Raw genomic sequence first — 13,986 nt, 5'->3', positions numbered from 1 at the left:
TCAGATTTCGTTCGGTCGGGTCGTGGGGGCGTCCGGGGTGACGGTGCGGGCGGGGAGAGCGTCGCGGTGCGCACGGCGGCGGTAGCGGAAGCCTGATGCCAGGTGGGACAGGAAGAAGAGGCTGACCGCCAGAGCCGAGACGGTCGCGCCGGCCGCGGTGCTCAGGTGCCAGGAGAGCAACAGCCCGCCGAAGGTGGCCACCGCACCGAGGACCGCCGCCAGGGCCATGACGCCGCTCACGCCACGGGCCCAGGGCAGGGCCGCCGCCGGCGGGGCGATGAGCAGACCGAGAACCAGCAGCGTTCCTACGATGTGGAACGAGGCGACGATGGCGAGCGCCAGGAGGCCCAGCAGTACGGCATGCGCCAGCCGCGGACGCAAGCCGAGCGTCCGGGCCTTGCGATCGTCGAACGCCAGGGCCAGAAAGGCCCGATGGCCGAGCGCCGAGACGAGCACGGCCAGCAGCAGCGCGACACCGAGGAGCATCAAGTCGCTCTCGCGCACGGCCAGGACGTCTCCGAAGAGGAAGCCGGTGAGGTCCACGGCGAAGGACTGCGAGCGCGACACGATGATGACGCCGAGGGACAGCATCCCCACGAACAGCAGGCCGATGCCGGTGTCCTGGGAGAGCCGGCGGGTGCGGCCGAGGGCGGTGACACCGGCTGTCATGACCGCCGCGCTCACCAACGCCCCCACCAGCAGGTTGCCCCCGAGCAGCGCGGCGACCGCGACGCCCGGCAGCAGACCGTGGGACATGGCGTCACCGAGGAACGCCATTCCCCGGAGCACCACCCACGTGCCCGCGAGGGCGCATATCGCCGATACGAGAATCCCGGCCCACAGGGCCCGCTGCACAAAAGCCACCTCGAAGGGGGCCGTCAACCACTCCATGCGAGGACACTACAATGAAAATCATGTTCATAAACAACCCCCTCGCCTCGCCCGCCGACGAGCCCGGGAACGATCGCGTTCGAATCAGCGACCTGGACGCGGGCTACCCCGGCCGCCCGGTACTCCGTCAACTCAGCGCGCGCATACCGGCCTTGGCCATGACAGCGCTCGTCGGACCGAACGGCAGCGGGAAGTCCACCCTGCTCGGAGTCCTCGCCGGCGTGATCGAGGCCACATCAGGGCAGGTCCGATACACAGAAGGACGCCCTCCCGCCTTCGTCCCGCAGCGCGGCGCCGTCGGCGACACGCTCCCCCTCACGGCACGGCAGACGGTGGAGATGGGGCGCTGGGGCGAGCGAGGGCCGTGGCGGTGGCTGACCCGCGGGGACCGGGCCGTGGTCGACTCCGCCATGGAACGACTGGGCGTCGCCGACCTGTCCGCCCGCCAGCTCGGTGAGTTGTCCGGTGGGCAGCGTCAGCGCGTCCTGATAGCCCAGGGCCTGGCCCAGCAGTCCGACCTCCTGCTCCTGGACGAGCCGACCACCGGGCTCGACCCCGAGGCGCGCCGGCGGATCACTGCCCTGCTGACCGACCTGGTCGCCGACGGCACGACCGTCGTCCAGGCCACGCACGATCTCGATGCCGCCCGCTCGGCGGACGCCTGCCTGCTCCTCAGTGACGGACGGCTGGCCGGACAGGGCCCACCGGATCAGGTACTCACCACCGAAGCCCTGTCACGGATCTGGCAGCCGGCCTGAACCGCCCGCCCTTACGCCGTCAGCCAGCCCCGCAGCGCCGCCTGCACCCCGGCCTGGAATCTGGTCTCCGCGTTCAGGGCCTGCATCAGGCGGGTGATGCGGCGGCGGACCGTGTGCACGTGGATGTCGAGTCGCCGGGCCATCGCCTCGTCCTTCAGGCCGGAGGCGAGCATGGTCAGCAGTTCCCGGTCCTCGTCCGTGATCCGGTCGACGGACCCTATGGGTACGGCCCGCTCCCAGACCATCTCGAACAGGGGCACCAGCGCGTTGCTCAGGAGCGAGTCGCTCACCACCAGTGCGGAGGCCGTCGGATCTGCCGCGTCGGTCGGCGGCAGCAGAGTCACCCGCCGGTCCACCATGATCAGTTTCGTCGGCAGATCCGTTCCCACCCGAATCTGGACACCCTGCACGGCCAGATCGCCCAGCCCCCGGGCGCGCCCCTGGAAGCTCAGCCCCTCGCGATCGACCGCGACACGCACCCGCACACCGCGTCGGACGGGTTCGGCCACGTCGAGGGGCGCCGGCATTCCGTCCGGCTGGCTGGCCGCGTAGGGCGGCCGGTCGAGAAGTGCCACCTCTTCACTCGCCGACACCAGCAGAGAGGCCACCCGCGCGGCGATCGCAGCACCGCCGCGGACCGTCTCGATGCCGGTGGCACGGGGGGGGCGTTCACGGAGCTGAGCAGCTGGGCGGCGATCCGGTCGACCGACCCGGTGAGCTCCTCCAACTCGGCTGATCTGTGCAGCAGTTCCGCCTGCCGCAAGTGGATCAGGTTACGCAGCGCGGTGGCGGGGGCCACGGCGACGGGCAGCCCGGAGGCCTCTCGGGCCGGGTGGGTGAAGCTGTGCTCGACAAGCTGGTCGAGCGCGTCCGTGACCCGGCGCACGGTCAGCCCGAGAGAGTGGGCGAGCGCGGTGCGGGAGCTGTGTCCGGGTGCGTCGAGCAGCGCTTCGTACACCCGGAGTTCGTCCGCTCCGAGCCCGAGCGCCTGCCATTGCGTGTCCCACCCAGTCAGCCCCACTGGCTGGATTCTCACCTGTCAATGCAGGCCACACAAGTGTGGACGTCCACAAGTGCGCACCCGGAACGCATTGTTCACATCCCTGTCCCGGTACTTGCATGTGCCTATCCGATATTCGTTCATGCAGCAGTGGCACCGGAGGTGCACCGTGCGGAGTTCAGTGCGCAGAAGATCAGCCAGAGCAGGACAGGGGTCCGGCAACGTGATCGTCGGCCAGGGCATGGCCGCAGTGCTGGCGGCCGCGGGCCTGTTGATGACGGCGATACCGGCCGCCCACGCGGACAGCGCCACCGCGTCCGCCTCGTCCGAGGTGACGCCGGGTGCCGAGACCGAGACTCCGTCGCTCGTCACCGGACTGAACGAGGAGACAACGGCCACCGGCACCGCTGTGGACGCGGCCCGCGGTCACCTCAAGGCCAAGAAGAGCCGCTACCACATCACGGACACCTCGGCGAAGGACCTGGCCTCGGCCGGGACCACGACCGGGAAGGGCGGCAAGGAGACGGTCCGCCTCCAGCAGAAGTACAAGGGTGTCGAGGTTCTCGGCGGCCAGTACCTGGTCCGAATGACCAAGAAGGACGGGAAGCGCACCGTCACCGGCACGTCCGGCAGCTACTTCACCGAGCTCAAGCTCGACACGGTGACGCCGAAGGTCTCCGAGAAGACCGCGATCGAGCGGGCGATCGGCGCCGTCTCCTCGCATCTGGGCCAGGACCTGCTGCGGGCGCCGGCCAAGGGTGAGAAGCCCGGCAAGATCGAGCTGTCCGGCACGGCGGGTGCCGTGACCGTACTTCCGCAGGGCACCGGCGTGCTGACCCGGCACATCACCGTCACGGGCACCAACCCGGCCGACGGTTCGCCGGTCCAGCAGGAGGTGTACATCGACGCGCACTCCGGCTTCCCGGTCATGCAGTACAGCGGCATCCAGACGTTCGGCGCCACGAACACGGCATCCGGCGCCACGGAGGGCGCGGCGGCACCCGCCGACGCCTCCACCGCAGCCGCCGACCAGCTCGTCGTCAAGGGCAGCGGCGTCCGCTACAACGGCGACAAGGTCGACATCAACCTGTACAAGGACACCACGGGTGCCCTTCAGACGATCGACTACAGCAAGCGGGCGGCCGACTCCCCGTACGCGGGTCCCATGATCGCGACCTACGACGCGCGTGGCCGCGAGGCCTACACCGCGTCCGGCGCCTGGCCCAGCGGTATCAAGACCTTCCGCCCCTCCTCCCCCGAATTGGGCGAGGACTACACCGACTCCGGTGCCGTGGACGCCCACTGGGCTGCGGGCAAGGTCTACGACTACTACAAGAACCACTTCGGCCGGAACAGCCTCGACGGCAAGGACGGCTTCATCTACTCCCTGGTCGGAGTCGTCAGCAACGGCCAGCCGTACAACAACGCCTTCTGGGACGGCTCCAAGATGGTGTACGGCCAGGGCGGTGGCGACTACCGCACCTTCTCCGCCGACACCGATGTCGTCGGCCACGAGATGACCCACGGTGTCGTCACCCACACCGCGAACCTGGTCTACGCGGGCCAGTCAGGCGCCATGAACGAGGCCATCGCCGACTACTTCGGCAACGCGATCGACCTGGAGGCCAATCACCAGTCGATGGACGACCCGGACGCCGGCCTCCTCGGTGAGGACCTGTGCACCACCCTCAGCCCGCGTGAGTGCGCCCTGCGCGACCTCAACGACGGCGCCACCACGTCGAAGAACTTCATCGGCACCACCTACCGCGGTGACAACGGCGGTGTACACCTCAACTCCACGATCTTCTCCGGCGCCCTCTGGGACATGCGCCAGGACCTCGGCGCGGAGTTGGCCGACCAGATCGTCTACCGCGCCCTGTCCGCGTACATGACGCCCCTGGACGGCTTCACGGAGGGCCGAGCCGCGGTCATCGCAGCGGCGAAGGAGCTCGGTGCCACCAAGGCCCAGCTGAAGATCGTGACGCGCTCCTTCGACGCGCACGGCATCGTGCCCGGCTGGGAGAAGGCACTCGGTGTCGACACCGACACCCTGATGACCAGGAACAACATCGCGGGCACGGGCCTGGGCGCGGGTGGCGGCAAGTACGCCGTCTCCCGTTCCAACGAGGAGGGCAGCGAGCCCTACTCGGTCTGGGTCGGCAACACCAGCGGCAAGGGCCAGCCGCAGCTGGTCAGCCCCAACAACGGCAACTACAACGTGTACGCGGACACCGACGGCACGAACGTCGCGTGGGCCGAGTACGGCCCGACAGCTGTGAGCTTCCACGTGCGCCCCGTCAAGGGCGGCCTCGACAAGGTCGTCGGCGGCGTCGGCGCCAACGTCAACTCGGTGGCCATCGACGGGAACTACCTCGTCTACACCTACGTCAACCCGAGCACCGGGATGACGCAGGGCCGCTACATCGACATCCGGACGTCGCAGACCAAGGAGCTGTTCGCCAACCCGATCAGCTCCACCGCCCTTGCCTCGGTCCACGACGGCAAGATCGCCTACGCGAAGCTGTGGCCCGAGAAGGACGGCTACAAGCTCGGCATCGAGGTCCTCGACACCGCCACGGGCAAGAGCACGCTGATGCCCGTCGACCCGACCGAGGTGGGAGGTGTCGGCCAGACGGCCGTGACCGACGACGGCGTCTTCTGGATCGAGGACGACGACATCACCGACAGCGGCCAGGCCGCGGTACGCCGGGCGGACTTCGACGGCACGAACCCGGTCACCGTCACCCCGGAGGCCGGCGACGACTCGCTGTACGCCTACTCGCTGACCGCTTCGAACGACGCCGTCACCGTCACCACGCTGCCCCCGGCCACATGGTGGGCCAACGAGACGCTGCCGAAGCTCTACCAGATCGCGCCCGACGGCAAGGGTGGCGCCCAGCGCATGTCCTGCAACCGGGGTGACCAGGTGTTCGGCGCGGCGGACGAGGGCCGGCGGGTCCTGTGGCTGGACGGTACGACCGGTTACACCAACCTCGTGAAGCGCGACCGCCCGGCGGGCACCTGCTGATCGGGAACTGACCACGGGAGAGGCGGCCGGGCTTCGGGGAGCCCGGCCGCCTCTCCTCATGTGCCCGGCCGAGGGGGAGGGGCCCGTCCTTCTCTGCCCACATCCGTCCCGCCGCCGCCCCTTCCCGCGTGTGATCCGTTCGGATCAGCCCTGCTGGCAGCGGAGTGACTCTGCGGCAAGGCTGGCGGACGGGGCCGCCGACGGGCTGCCTCCGTTCTGCCGCGAGGGAGCGCACCATGTCCGGGGACACCCAGTCCAAGCCTGCCCAGCCTTCGATCAGTCGGGCCAACGAGGAGGTTCTGAACCGGTTCCCGTTCGATGACACCCAGGACATGGACGACGCCCGTCGCGGGTTCATGGGAACGGCGGAGAGCAGCGAGATCAGTACGGCCGACGGTACGACCGTATGGGATCTGGACGCCTACGGGTTCCTGGCCCAGGACTGCCCTTCCACCGCGAATCCGAGCCTGTGGCGGCAGAGCCGGCTGGTCGCCGACCACGGACTGTTCGAGGTCGTGGAGGGCATCTACCAGATCCGCGGATTCGATCTGTCGAACATGACGGTCGTCGAGGGCGAGCGCGGCGTCCTGGTGATCGACCCGCTGATCTCCTCCGAGACCGCCGCCGCGGCCCTCGCGCTCTACCGCAGCCATCGCGGCGACCGTCCGGTCACCGCCGTGCTCTACACGCACAGCCATGTCGACCATTTCGGTGGGGTGAAGGGCGTGGTCACCGCCGAGGAGGTCGCTGCGGGCGTGCCCGTGATCGCGCCGGAGGGCTTCCTGGAGCACGCGGTCAGCGAGAACGTGTACGCGGGCACGGCGATGGCACGCCGCGCCGCCTACATGTACGGGGCCGCCCTGCCGAAGGGCCCGCAGGGGCAGATCGGCGCGGGTCTGGGGCAGACGACCTCGACGGGGTCGGTCGGCTTGATCCCGCCGACGCTCGACATCATCCGTACCGGGCAGACGGAGACCGTCGACGGCATCCGTATGGTCTTCCAGCTCACCCCCGGAACCGAGGCCCCCTCCGAGCTGAACATCCATTTCCCCGACCACTCGGCTCTGTGCCTCGCCGAGAACGCGACCCACAACCTGCACAACCTGCTGACCCTCCGGGGTGCGGAGGTCCGCGACCCGCGGGTCTGGGCCGTCCATCTGACCGAGGCGCTCACCCTGTTCGGCGACTCCACCGACGTGGCCTTCGCCTCCCACCACTGGCCCGTGTGGGGACGGGAGAAGGCACAGGTCTTCCTCGCCGAACAGCGCGACCTGTACGCCTACCTGCACGACCAGACGCTGCGGATGATCAACCAGGGCATGACGGCCCTGGAGATCGCCGAGGCGATGGAGATGCCTCCGGCTCTGGAGCGGGCCTGGCACACCCACGGCTACTACGGTTCGGTCAGTCACAACACCAAGGCCGTCTACCAGCGGTACATGGGATGGTTCGACGGAAACCCGGCCCATCTGTGGGAGCACCCGCCCGTAGAGGCGTCGAAGCGGTACGTGGACTTCATGGGCGGTGCCGACGAGGTGGTGCGCCGGGCGCGTGAGGCGTTCGCCGAAGGCGATTTCCGTTGGGTCGCGCAGGTCGTGAACCACGTCGTCTTCGCGGACCCGACGCATGCGGAGGGCGTCGCTCTCCAGGCGGACGCGCTGGAGCAACTGGGGTACGGCAGCGAGAACGGCACCTGGCGCAACTTCTACCTGACGGGCGCTCTGGAGCTTCGGCGGGGCCCGGTCGGGTCGCCGACCACCACCGCGTCCGAGGACTTCCTCCGCACGCTGTCGCTGGACCAGCTCTTCGACGCACTGTCGATCCGGGTCGACGGCCCCCGCAGCTGGGACGCGGACATCACGGTGCGCTGGAACGTGACGGGCGGGGCGCCCGTCACCCTGCGGCTGCACAACGGCGTGCTCACCCACCTCGCCGGTACCGGACCGGCCGCCGCCTCCCCGGATGTCGAGGTGGCTCTGGACGAAGCCACTCTGCGGGCCGTCCTGCTGGGCAGCCTCCCCCCGTCGGAGCTCCCGGGACGCGCCACCATCACCGGCGACGCGGCGAAGATCACCGAACTCCTCGGCCACCTCGGTGCTCCGGACCCGGACTTCGCCGTGGTCACTCCCTGATCCGAGGGGTCACGGCGGCCCCTTGGGCACGGGCAGCCTGCCTGGACTCGCGGAGGTGCTCGACGGACGGATGGACGGGCCCGGGCAAAAGCGCCGGCCGGGCTCCCTCCCCTGCCCTTCCGGGACGAGCCCACGACGCGCGGCAACGGCCCTGGCCGATGCGGCAGGGCCCGCCCCGGAAGGGTCCGGGACGGGCCCCGTCCGTGCCTGCGGACGTGCCGGATCAGCTCGTCAGATCAGGGCGCCGCGTCACCCGGACCGAATTGACCAGCGTCGTGCCGGTGACCGCCTTGAACGCGCTGTCCAGCCGGCCGTCGGTGACCTTCACGGTGATGAAGTGCCCTGGGGCTCTCGGCAACACAGCGGGGTCCGGATACACGTCCTTCGCATGATCGCCGGCCACGGATCACCGATGACCACGCAGCACTGCCTGCATCCGGACGCACACGAGATCACGGCAGCCGGCACAGCACTCTCCACTCGCCTCGGCGTGCTCCGCGCACCGCGCTCCCTGCCGGGCCGGGTCGTCATGACCCGCTGACGCCGGTCGAGGAGGCCGGCCCCCGAGAACGAGTCAGGGCCTGTCCCGGATTTCTCCGAAACAGGCCCTGACCTGCGACTCTCTCGAGTCGGGACGACAGGATTTGAACCTGCGACCCCTTGACCCCCAGTCAAGTGCGCTACCAAGCTGCGCCACGTCCCGCTGTCCGTCTGACCTGGGCTTTCGCCCTGGCCGAACGCGCATGAGAACAATACCGCACTTGAACGGGTGCTCACGAACCCATTGCCGGGAGCCCCGGCTCGACCCCTCGGACGCGGGCCTCTCAGCCGTCCCCGGCGGGCGGTGCGGCCAGCTCGGGGTGGGCCGCGAGGAGCCTGCGCGGCGCCGCCTGACGCCATGAGTCGGTGAGCACCGCGGTCAGCTCCGCCGTGTCGTCGAGGGCGGCCAGCCGCACCCGCAGCCAGGCGTAGCCGTCGTCGTGCCCCGCGCGCAGGAAGAACTTCTCCGGCTCGGCGGCGATCAGCTCGGCGCGGTCCTCGACGGGGCACTTCACACCCATCGTCGAGTCGTCGTCCCCCAGCGCGGCGAAGATCTTCCCTGCCACCCGGAAGGTGGGACTGCCCCAGGCGAGCTTTTCGGTGGCGTCGGGCAGGGACAGCGCGATCGTACGGACGTCATCGGCGGTGGTGGCCATGCACGGTCTCCCGTCCAGGGGGATGCGGCCCCTCGGCCACAGCCGGGGGGTGCGGTCCCTCCGACGCCGCCCAGGGGCGCGGGTCCCCCGACCGTAGCCGGGGGTGGCGCCCGCATGTGCGCCGACGCGTGGATCCGCCGTGGTGCCGGGCATGCCTACGGACGCCCCGGTCCTCGCACGCGCACAAACGCCCCGGCCCCCGCACACGTACGGACACCCCGGCCCGCGGGCACCGACGCCCGGCTCCCACGCACCATTGACCCGGACATGTCGTGAACCTACTCTGAACCACGCACATCAGAAAGCGCTTTCTACCCCCATGCCCGGCCCCCACCCCGCACCGGGAGCGCCCTCATGAGCAGCAGTCCGTTACGCAGCTCCACGCCCCAGGCCTTCTCCCCGGCGTCGATCGCCCTCATCACCCTCGTCGCGCTCCTGTCGCTGATCGTCTGCTCGGTGGCCGGCGCCGCGCTTCCGAGGGAGCCGGAGGCGGACTACCGCGTCCTCGTGTTCTCCGGGGCCGCGCACGCGTCGCCGGACCCGGTCCCTGCCGGAATCGCGGCGGTCAGGGCTCTCGGTGCCGAGAACGGATTCGAGGTCCAGACGACGGACGATCCGGGCGTCTTCAACGACATCGACCTGGCGGGGTTCGGCGCGGTCGTCTTCAACAACACCGCGTCCACACGGGACGGCACGCTCGACGGGAACGAGCGCGCCGCCCTGCGGAGGTACATCCGGGCGGGCGGCGGCTGGGTCGGGCTGCACGACACGTCCGCCGGCATGGGTGACTGGGACTGGTACGAGGGGCTGGTCGGCGCCGTGCTCGACCGGAGCACGGCGGTGCAGCCGGGCAGGGTCAAGGTCCTGGACCACGCACATCCCTCCACCGTCGCCCTTCCCGATCTCTGGGAACGCACGGAGCGGTGGCCGAACTGGCGCACCAATCCGACCGCCACCGTGCACACCCTCGCCCAGGTCAGGGTGCGCGACGGCATCACCGGGCTGGACGAGGGCGTCGACCACCCCTGGTCCTGGTGCCAGAACTACGACGGCGGGCGCTCCTGGTTCACTGCGGGCGGCTCCGCCCCGTCGGACTTCCGGGAGGAGGCCTTCCTCGCCCATCTGCTGGGCGGAATCGCGTGGGCGGCGGGTGCGAAAGAGGGCGACTGCACCGCGACACGGGCCGGCTCCTTCCAGCGGACGCCGTTGGTGACCGGGGGGCTGACCGAGCCGGTCGATGCCGCCGTCGCCCCCGACCGCCGGGTGTTCGTCGCCCAGCGCACCGGCGAACTGAAGGTCGTCGACCAGCGGACGATGCGGGTCTCCACAGCACTCGACCTGGCCTACACACCGGAGACGGCCGCACGCTCGGACGGGCTGACCGCCCTGGCCCTCGATCCCGGCTTCGAGGAGAACGGCAGGCTCTATCTGCTGCGCTCCGACGCGACGGGCGAGCGGCTGCTCCTCTCCCGCTTCACCGTCCACGGCAGCACGGTCGATCCGGCATCGGAGAAGCGCATGCTCGCCCTTCCGGGCCGCAGGTCCGCGACGAGCGGCGACTCCTCGTCCTCCGGCTCGCTCGCCTTCGACGCGGCCGGTCATCTTTACGCCGCAACGGGCGACACCACGCTCTCCTCCGACTCGGCCGCCGCGAACGACCTGCGCGGCGCGGTCCTGCGGATCACCCCGCAGGACGACGGCACCTACACCGTGCCGGAGGGCAATCTCTTCGCCCCGGGCACCGAGGGGACCGCACCGGAGATCTACGTCATGGGCATGCGGAACCCGTACCGCGTCACCGTCGAGCCGGGGACCGGCGCGCTGCTGATCGCCGACGACGGGGCGGGCGGCGCGGTGGGGTACTCCAGGATCACCGAGGCGGGGCGGGCCGGGAGGCCGTACTGCACGGGCGGCGTCTCCGGGGAGCCGGCGTGCGCCCCCCGGGCGGGCGGCGCGCCGGGCACCACGGACCGGGATGCCGTCGGCGGGGCGATGGCCGGTCCCGTCTACATCTACGACAGGAGCAACCTCTACCGCACCAAGTTCCCCGAGTACTTCGCCGGGAAGTGGCTGACCTACGACCGGAGCGCGCGGCGCTTCCAGACGCTCTCCTTCCAGCGGTCGGACCAGACGTTCTCCGCCCCGGAGCTCGCACCGGTCGCTTCGGGTGAACTCCAGTCGGTGAACGGCGTGTTCGAGGAGATGGAGTGGGTTCGTCCGACCGCCGCCGTCTTCGGTCCCGACGGCGCCCTCTACGTCATCGACTCGGGGCTCGGCGGCGGCACGGGCAGCGACGGCGGCAGCGAGGGCGCGGGGGTCTTCCGTATCGACCACGTCGGTGACGGCCGGCTGCCGGGAGCGGACCTCACCGCCGACCAGGACAACGGCAAGGCACCGCTCACCGTGGCTTTCACGGGCAGGGGCTCCGGCGTTCCCGCCGACGTACCGGTGACGTACGCCTGGGACTTCGACGGCGACGGCGACACCGACTCGGCGGAGGCGAGCCCTACGTACACCTACCGCACTCCAGGGCTGTTCACGGCGCGCCTCACCGTGACGGAGCCCGGTGGCACGACCGCGACGGCCGGACGGGAGATCGCCGTCGGCAACACCCGGCCCCGGGTCTCCGTCCACCGGCCGGACGGAGGGCTGTTCCGCTTCGGCGACCGCGTCGACTTCACCGTGGACGTGCGGGACGAGGAGGACGGGGCCGGAGGGAACACCCGCATCGACTGCTCACGGCTGCTCGTGCGCTCCCAACTCGGCGTACCCACACGCCTGTTCCCCCTGGAAGGGGCGTCCGGCTGCCGGGGCTCGATCGTCACGGAGGCCGGCACGGACTCCAGGCCCGGGGCAGGTACGGACTCCGGGTCCGGCACCCATCGGATCACGGTGCGGTACACGGACGAGGGAGCGCCCGGTGCCCCCGAGCTCACCGGATCGGCCTCGCTCACCCTGCGCGCGGCGTTCCAGGAGGCCGAGCGGTTCACCTCGACCGGGGGCGTACACGGCGGGGCCGTGGCCGGGAACCGTCCGGGTGCTTCGGGCGGCAGATCGCTGACGGAGATCGAGGACGGTGACTGGATCGCCTTCGACCCCGTCGATCTGCGAGGGGTCCGGTCGGTGACGGTCGGCGCGACCCCGTGCGGGCTCGGCGGCAGCGTGGAGTTCAGATCGGGGTCCCCGACCGGCCCGCTGCTCGGTTCGCTGTCACTCCCCGGCGCGGGGAAACGGGAGGCGGGCGAGGCCGTCACACGGGCGGCCCTCCTGGGGCGCGGTGGGGGCGGGACCCAGCTCTACATGGTGTTCACCAACCCCCGTTGGAGCAGTGAGACCCCGGATCTGTTCGCGGTGGACTGGCTGCGCTTCGAGGGACCGCGTACGGGCTGAGGGCCCCCGGGCAGCCGCGGGCGTCAGGGCCGGAACAGTTCCCTGCGCTCGATCTGCGCCACGATCTCCCTGGCCAGCAGCTTGATGACGTCGAGCCCCGGCCTGCCCCAGGGCCGCGGCACGGTGTCCACCGCACAGACCGTGCCGAGCGCAAGACCCGTACGGTCGATGAGCGGTGCCCCGAGGTAGGAGCGGATGCCTATGTCGTCGACCACGGGATTGCCCGCGAACCTCGGGTAGTCGCAGACGTCCTCCAGCACGAGAGCCTTGCGCCTCTCCAGGACGTGCGGGCAGTAGCCGTGGTCCCGGGCCATGTGGCGTCTGCGGCCGCCGCTGCCCGCGGCGGCGGCGGACAGGTCGGCCCCCTTGGCGGTACCGGACGGGGTGTGCAGCCCGGCGAAGAACTGCCGGTTCTCGTCGATGAAGTTGACCATCGAGAACGGGCTCGCGGTCACTTCGGCCACCCTGTCGGCGAAGGCGTCGAAGCTGTCGAACGAGGCGTCCGCGCGCTCCCCGAGACCGAGCCTGCGCAGCCGCGCGCTCCGGCGGGAACCGTCCTGGTCGGCGGGCGTGAGCAGCGGCCGGAGGCTCCCGTACGGAGTCACGAATGGGCCCCGAAGCCCGAAAGCGGGACGGGGGCGGTCGCGTTGATGAGGTGCTGGACCAGCGTGACCAGTGCGCCGGTGCCCGAACTGGCGATCCGGGCGTCGCAGAGCACGACCGGCACCTCGGGTCCGAGGTCGAGCGCCGCCCTCACCTCCTCCGGTTCGTAGCGGTAGGCACCGTCGAACTCGTTGACGGCGACGATGAATCCGATGCCGCGCCGTTCGAAGAAGTCGACGGCCGCGAAGCATTCGGCCAGCCGCCGCGTGTCCGCCAGCACCACCGCTCCGAGGGCACCCTTGGACAGCTCGTCCCACATGAACCAGAACCTCTCCTGCCCCGGTGTGCCGAAGAGGTACAGCACGTGCTGCTCGGAGAGGGTGATCCGGCCGAAGTCCATGGCGACGGTGGTCGCCGTCTTGGACTCGATGCCTTCGAGGCTGTCGGTCGCCGCGCTGACCTGTGTCAGGAGCTCCTCGGTGCTGAGCGGCGCGATCTCACTGACGGCACCCACGAAGGTGGTCTTGCCGACGCCGAACCCGCCTGCCACCAGGACTTTGAGCGCGACGGGAAAGTACTCGGAGCTTCCGGAGCCGTGAGAGCCGCGCGAGCTGTCAGAGCTGTCGTCGTAGACCATCGAGCACTGCCTCCAGCAGGGATCGGTCGGTGGGCATGTCATGGAATGCGGGGGCGTGCGCGGTGACCGCCCCGCAGTCGACCAGGTCCGACAGGAGGACCTTGGTGATGACCGCGGGGAGCCGGAGATGGGCGGCGACCTCCGCGACGGACGTGGGGCCGTCGCAGAGTTCGAGGGCCACGGTGTGCTCGGGCCCCAGATGGGCCTGGAGACCCCGGCCCGTGGCCATGACCAGGGAGAGCAGATCGAGCACGGTGGTCGGCCTCGTCCGGCCGTTGCTCACGGTGTACGGGCGGATGAGCCGGCCGGCCGCGTCGTCGAGCAACGGCCCGTCCTGCGGGGCCGGCATCC

At 70.5% G+C, this 13,986-nt stretch carries 10 protein-coding genes, 1 tRNA gene and 1 pseudogene; 5 read left to right on the top strand and 7 right to left on the bottom strand.

Annotated features, from left to right (window positions below):
* Entirely contained in the window at positions 1-891 is an 891-nt protein-coding gene (gene aztB / locus AMK10_RS19635) for a zinc ABC transporter permease AztB (RefSeq protein ID WP_073749095.1), read from the bottom strand.
* A 14-nt stretch (positions 892-905) separates the two neighbouring features.
* Here aztB and aztA point away from each other — a divergent pair, with 14 nt between their 5' ends.
* Positions 906-1,649 carry a zinc ABC transporter ATP-binding protein AztA gene (gene aztA / locus AMK10_RS19630; RefSeq protein WP_073749094.1) on the top strand — a complete coding sequence of 248 codons (744 nt, stop codon included), beginning with the start codon at positions 906-908 and terminating at the stop codon, positions 1,647-1,649.
* A gap of 11 nt (positions 1,650-1,660) precedes the next feature.
* Here the strand turns inward: aztA and AMK10_RS19625 are convergent.
* A pseudogene (locus tag AMK10_RS19625) lies at positions 1,661-2,670 on the bottom strand (LuxR family transcriptional regulator).
* A gap of 220 nt (positions 2,671-2,890) precedes the next feature.
* Between AMK10_RS19625 and AMK10_RS19620 the strand changes: the two are divergent.
* The 3 genes from AMK10_RS19620 to AMK10_RS38520 all read left to right on the top strand — a co-directional run bounded on the left by AMK10_RS19620 (position 2,891) and on the right by AMK10_RS38520 (position 8,350).
* Positions 2,891-5,677, top strand: a complete 2,787-nt coding sequence (locus AMK10_RS19620) for a M4 family metallopeptidase (protein ID WP_198959754.1) — start codon at positions 2,891-2,893, stop codon at positions 5,675-5,677.
* A 236-nt stretch (positions 5,678-5,913) separates the two neighbouring features.
* A complete protein-coding gene (locus AMK10_RS19615; protein WP_073749092.1) occupies positions 5,914-7,809 on the top strand; it encodes an alkyl/aryl-sulfatase in 1,896 nt (631 codons plus the stop codon).
* A 412-nt stretch (positions 7,810-8,221) separates the two neighbouring features.
* A complete protein-coding gene (locus tag AMK10_RS38520; RefSeq protein WP_274535346.1) occupies positions 8,222-8,350 on the top strand; it encodes a hypothetical protein in 129 nt (42 codons plus the stop codon).
* Positions 8,351-8,438: 88 nt separating this feature from the next.
* Here AMK10_RS38520 and AMK10_RS19605 read toward each other — a convergent pair.
* Together AMK10_RS19605 and AMK10_RS19600 are read right to left on the bottom strand one after the other, a co-directional pair.
* Positions 8,439-8,512 (bottom strand) — tRNA-Pro (locus tag AMK10_RS19605).
* Between the two features lie 121 nt (positions 8,513-8,633).
* A complete protein-coding gene (locus AMK10_RS19600) occupies positions 8,634-9,005 on the bottom strand; it encodes an MmcQ/YjbR family DNA-binding protein (protein WP_073749091.1) in 372 nt (123 codons plus the stop codon).
* A 354-nt stretch (positions 9,006-9,359) separates the two neighbouring features.
* On the opposite strand from AMK10_RS19600, the gene AMK10_RS19595 reads away from it, so the two are divergent.
* A complete protein-coding gene (locus tag AMK10_RS19595) occupies positions 9,360-12,395 on the top strand; it encodes a ThuA domain-containing protein (protein ID WP_073749090.1) in 3,036 nt (1,011 codons plus the stop codon).
* 23 nt (positions 12,396-12,418) lie between these two features.
* On the opposite strand, the gene AMK10_RS19590 is transcribed toward AMK10_RS19595, so the two are convergent.
* Genes AMK10_RS19590 through AMK10_RS19580 form a run of 3 tightly spaced genes read right to left on the bottom strand, consistent with a single transcriptional unit; the run spans position 12,419 to position 13,984 of the window.
* The gene (locus tag AMK10_RS19590; protein WP_073749089.1) at positions 12,419-13,000 is read right to left on the bottom strand and encodes a GAF domain-containing protein; all 582 of its coding nucleotides are present in this window, start codon (positions 12,998-13,000) and stop codon (positions 12,419-12,421) included.
* Entirely contained in the window at positions 12,997-13,635 is a 639-nt protein-coding gene (locus tag AMK10_RS19585; RefSeq protein ID WP_073749088.1) for a GTP-binding protein, read from the bottom strand. The genes AMK10_RS19590 and AMK10_RS19585 overlap by 4 nt, the downstream gene beginning before the upstream one ends.
* Positions 13,613-13,984, bottom strand: a complete 372-nt coding sequence (locus tag AMK10_RS19580) for a DUF742 domain-containing protein (protein ID WP_073749087.1) — start codon at positions 13,982-13,984, stop codon at positions 13,613-13,615. The genes AMK10_RS19585 and AMK10_RS19580 overlap by 23 nt, the downstream gene beginning before the upstream one ends.
* Between the last annotated feature and the right edge of the window lie 2 nt (positions 13,985-13,986).

Origin of the sequence: Streptomyces sp. CB02058, from assembly GCF_001905505.1 — a bacterium.
Lineage (GTDB): Bacteria > Actinomycetota > Actinomycetes > Streptomycetales > Streptomycetaceae > Streptomyces.
This window is presented reverse-complemented; position numbering and strand designations above follow the sequence as displayed.

Coding starts and splice junctions, on each gene's coding strand:
- AMK10_RS19580 (WP_073749087.1), bottom strand. CDS start 13,984: ATGCCGGCCCCGCAGGACGGGCCGTTGCTCGACGACGCGGCCGGCCGG.
- AMK10_RS19615 (WP_073749092.1), top strand. CDS start 5,914: ATGTCCGGGGACACCCAGTCCAAGCCTGCCCAGCCTTCGATCAGTCGG.
- AMK10_RS19620 (WP_198959754.1), top strand. CDS start 2,891: ATGGCCGCAGTGCTGGCGGCCGCGGGCCTGTTGATGACGGCGATACCG.
- aztA (WP_073749094.1), top strand. CDS start 906: ATGAAAATCATGTTCATAAACAACCCCCTCGCCTCGCCCGCCGACGAG.
- AMK10_RS38520 (WP_274535346.1), top strand. CDS start 8,222: ATGACCACGCAGCACTGCCTGCATCCGGACGCACACGAGATCACGGCA.
- AMK10_RS19595 (WP_073749090.1), top strand. CDS start 9,360: ATGAGCAGCAGTCCGTTACGCAGCTCCACGCCCCAGGCCTTCTCCCCG.
- aztB (WP_073749095.1), bottom strand. CDS start 891: ATGGAGTGGTTGACGGCCCCCTTCGAGGTGGCTTTTGTGCAGCGGGCC.
- AMK10_RS19600 (WP_073749091.1), bottom strand. CDS start 9,005: ATGGCCACCACCGCCGATGACGTCCGTACGATCGCGCTGTCCCTGCCC.
- AMK10_RS19585 (WP_073749088.1), bottom strand. CDS start 13,635: ATGGTCTACGACGACAGCTCTGACAGCTCGCGCGGCTCTCACGGCTCC.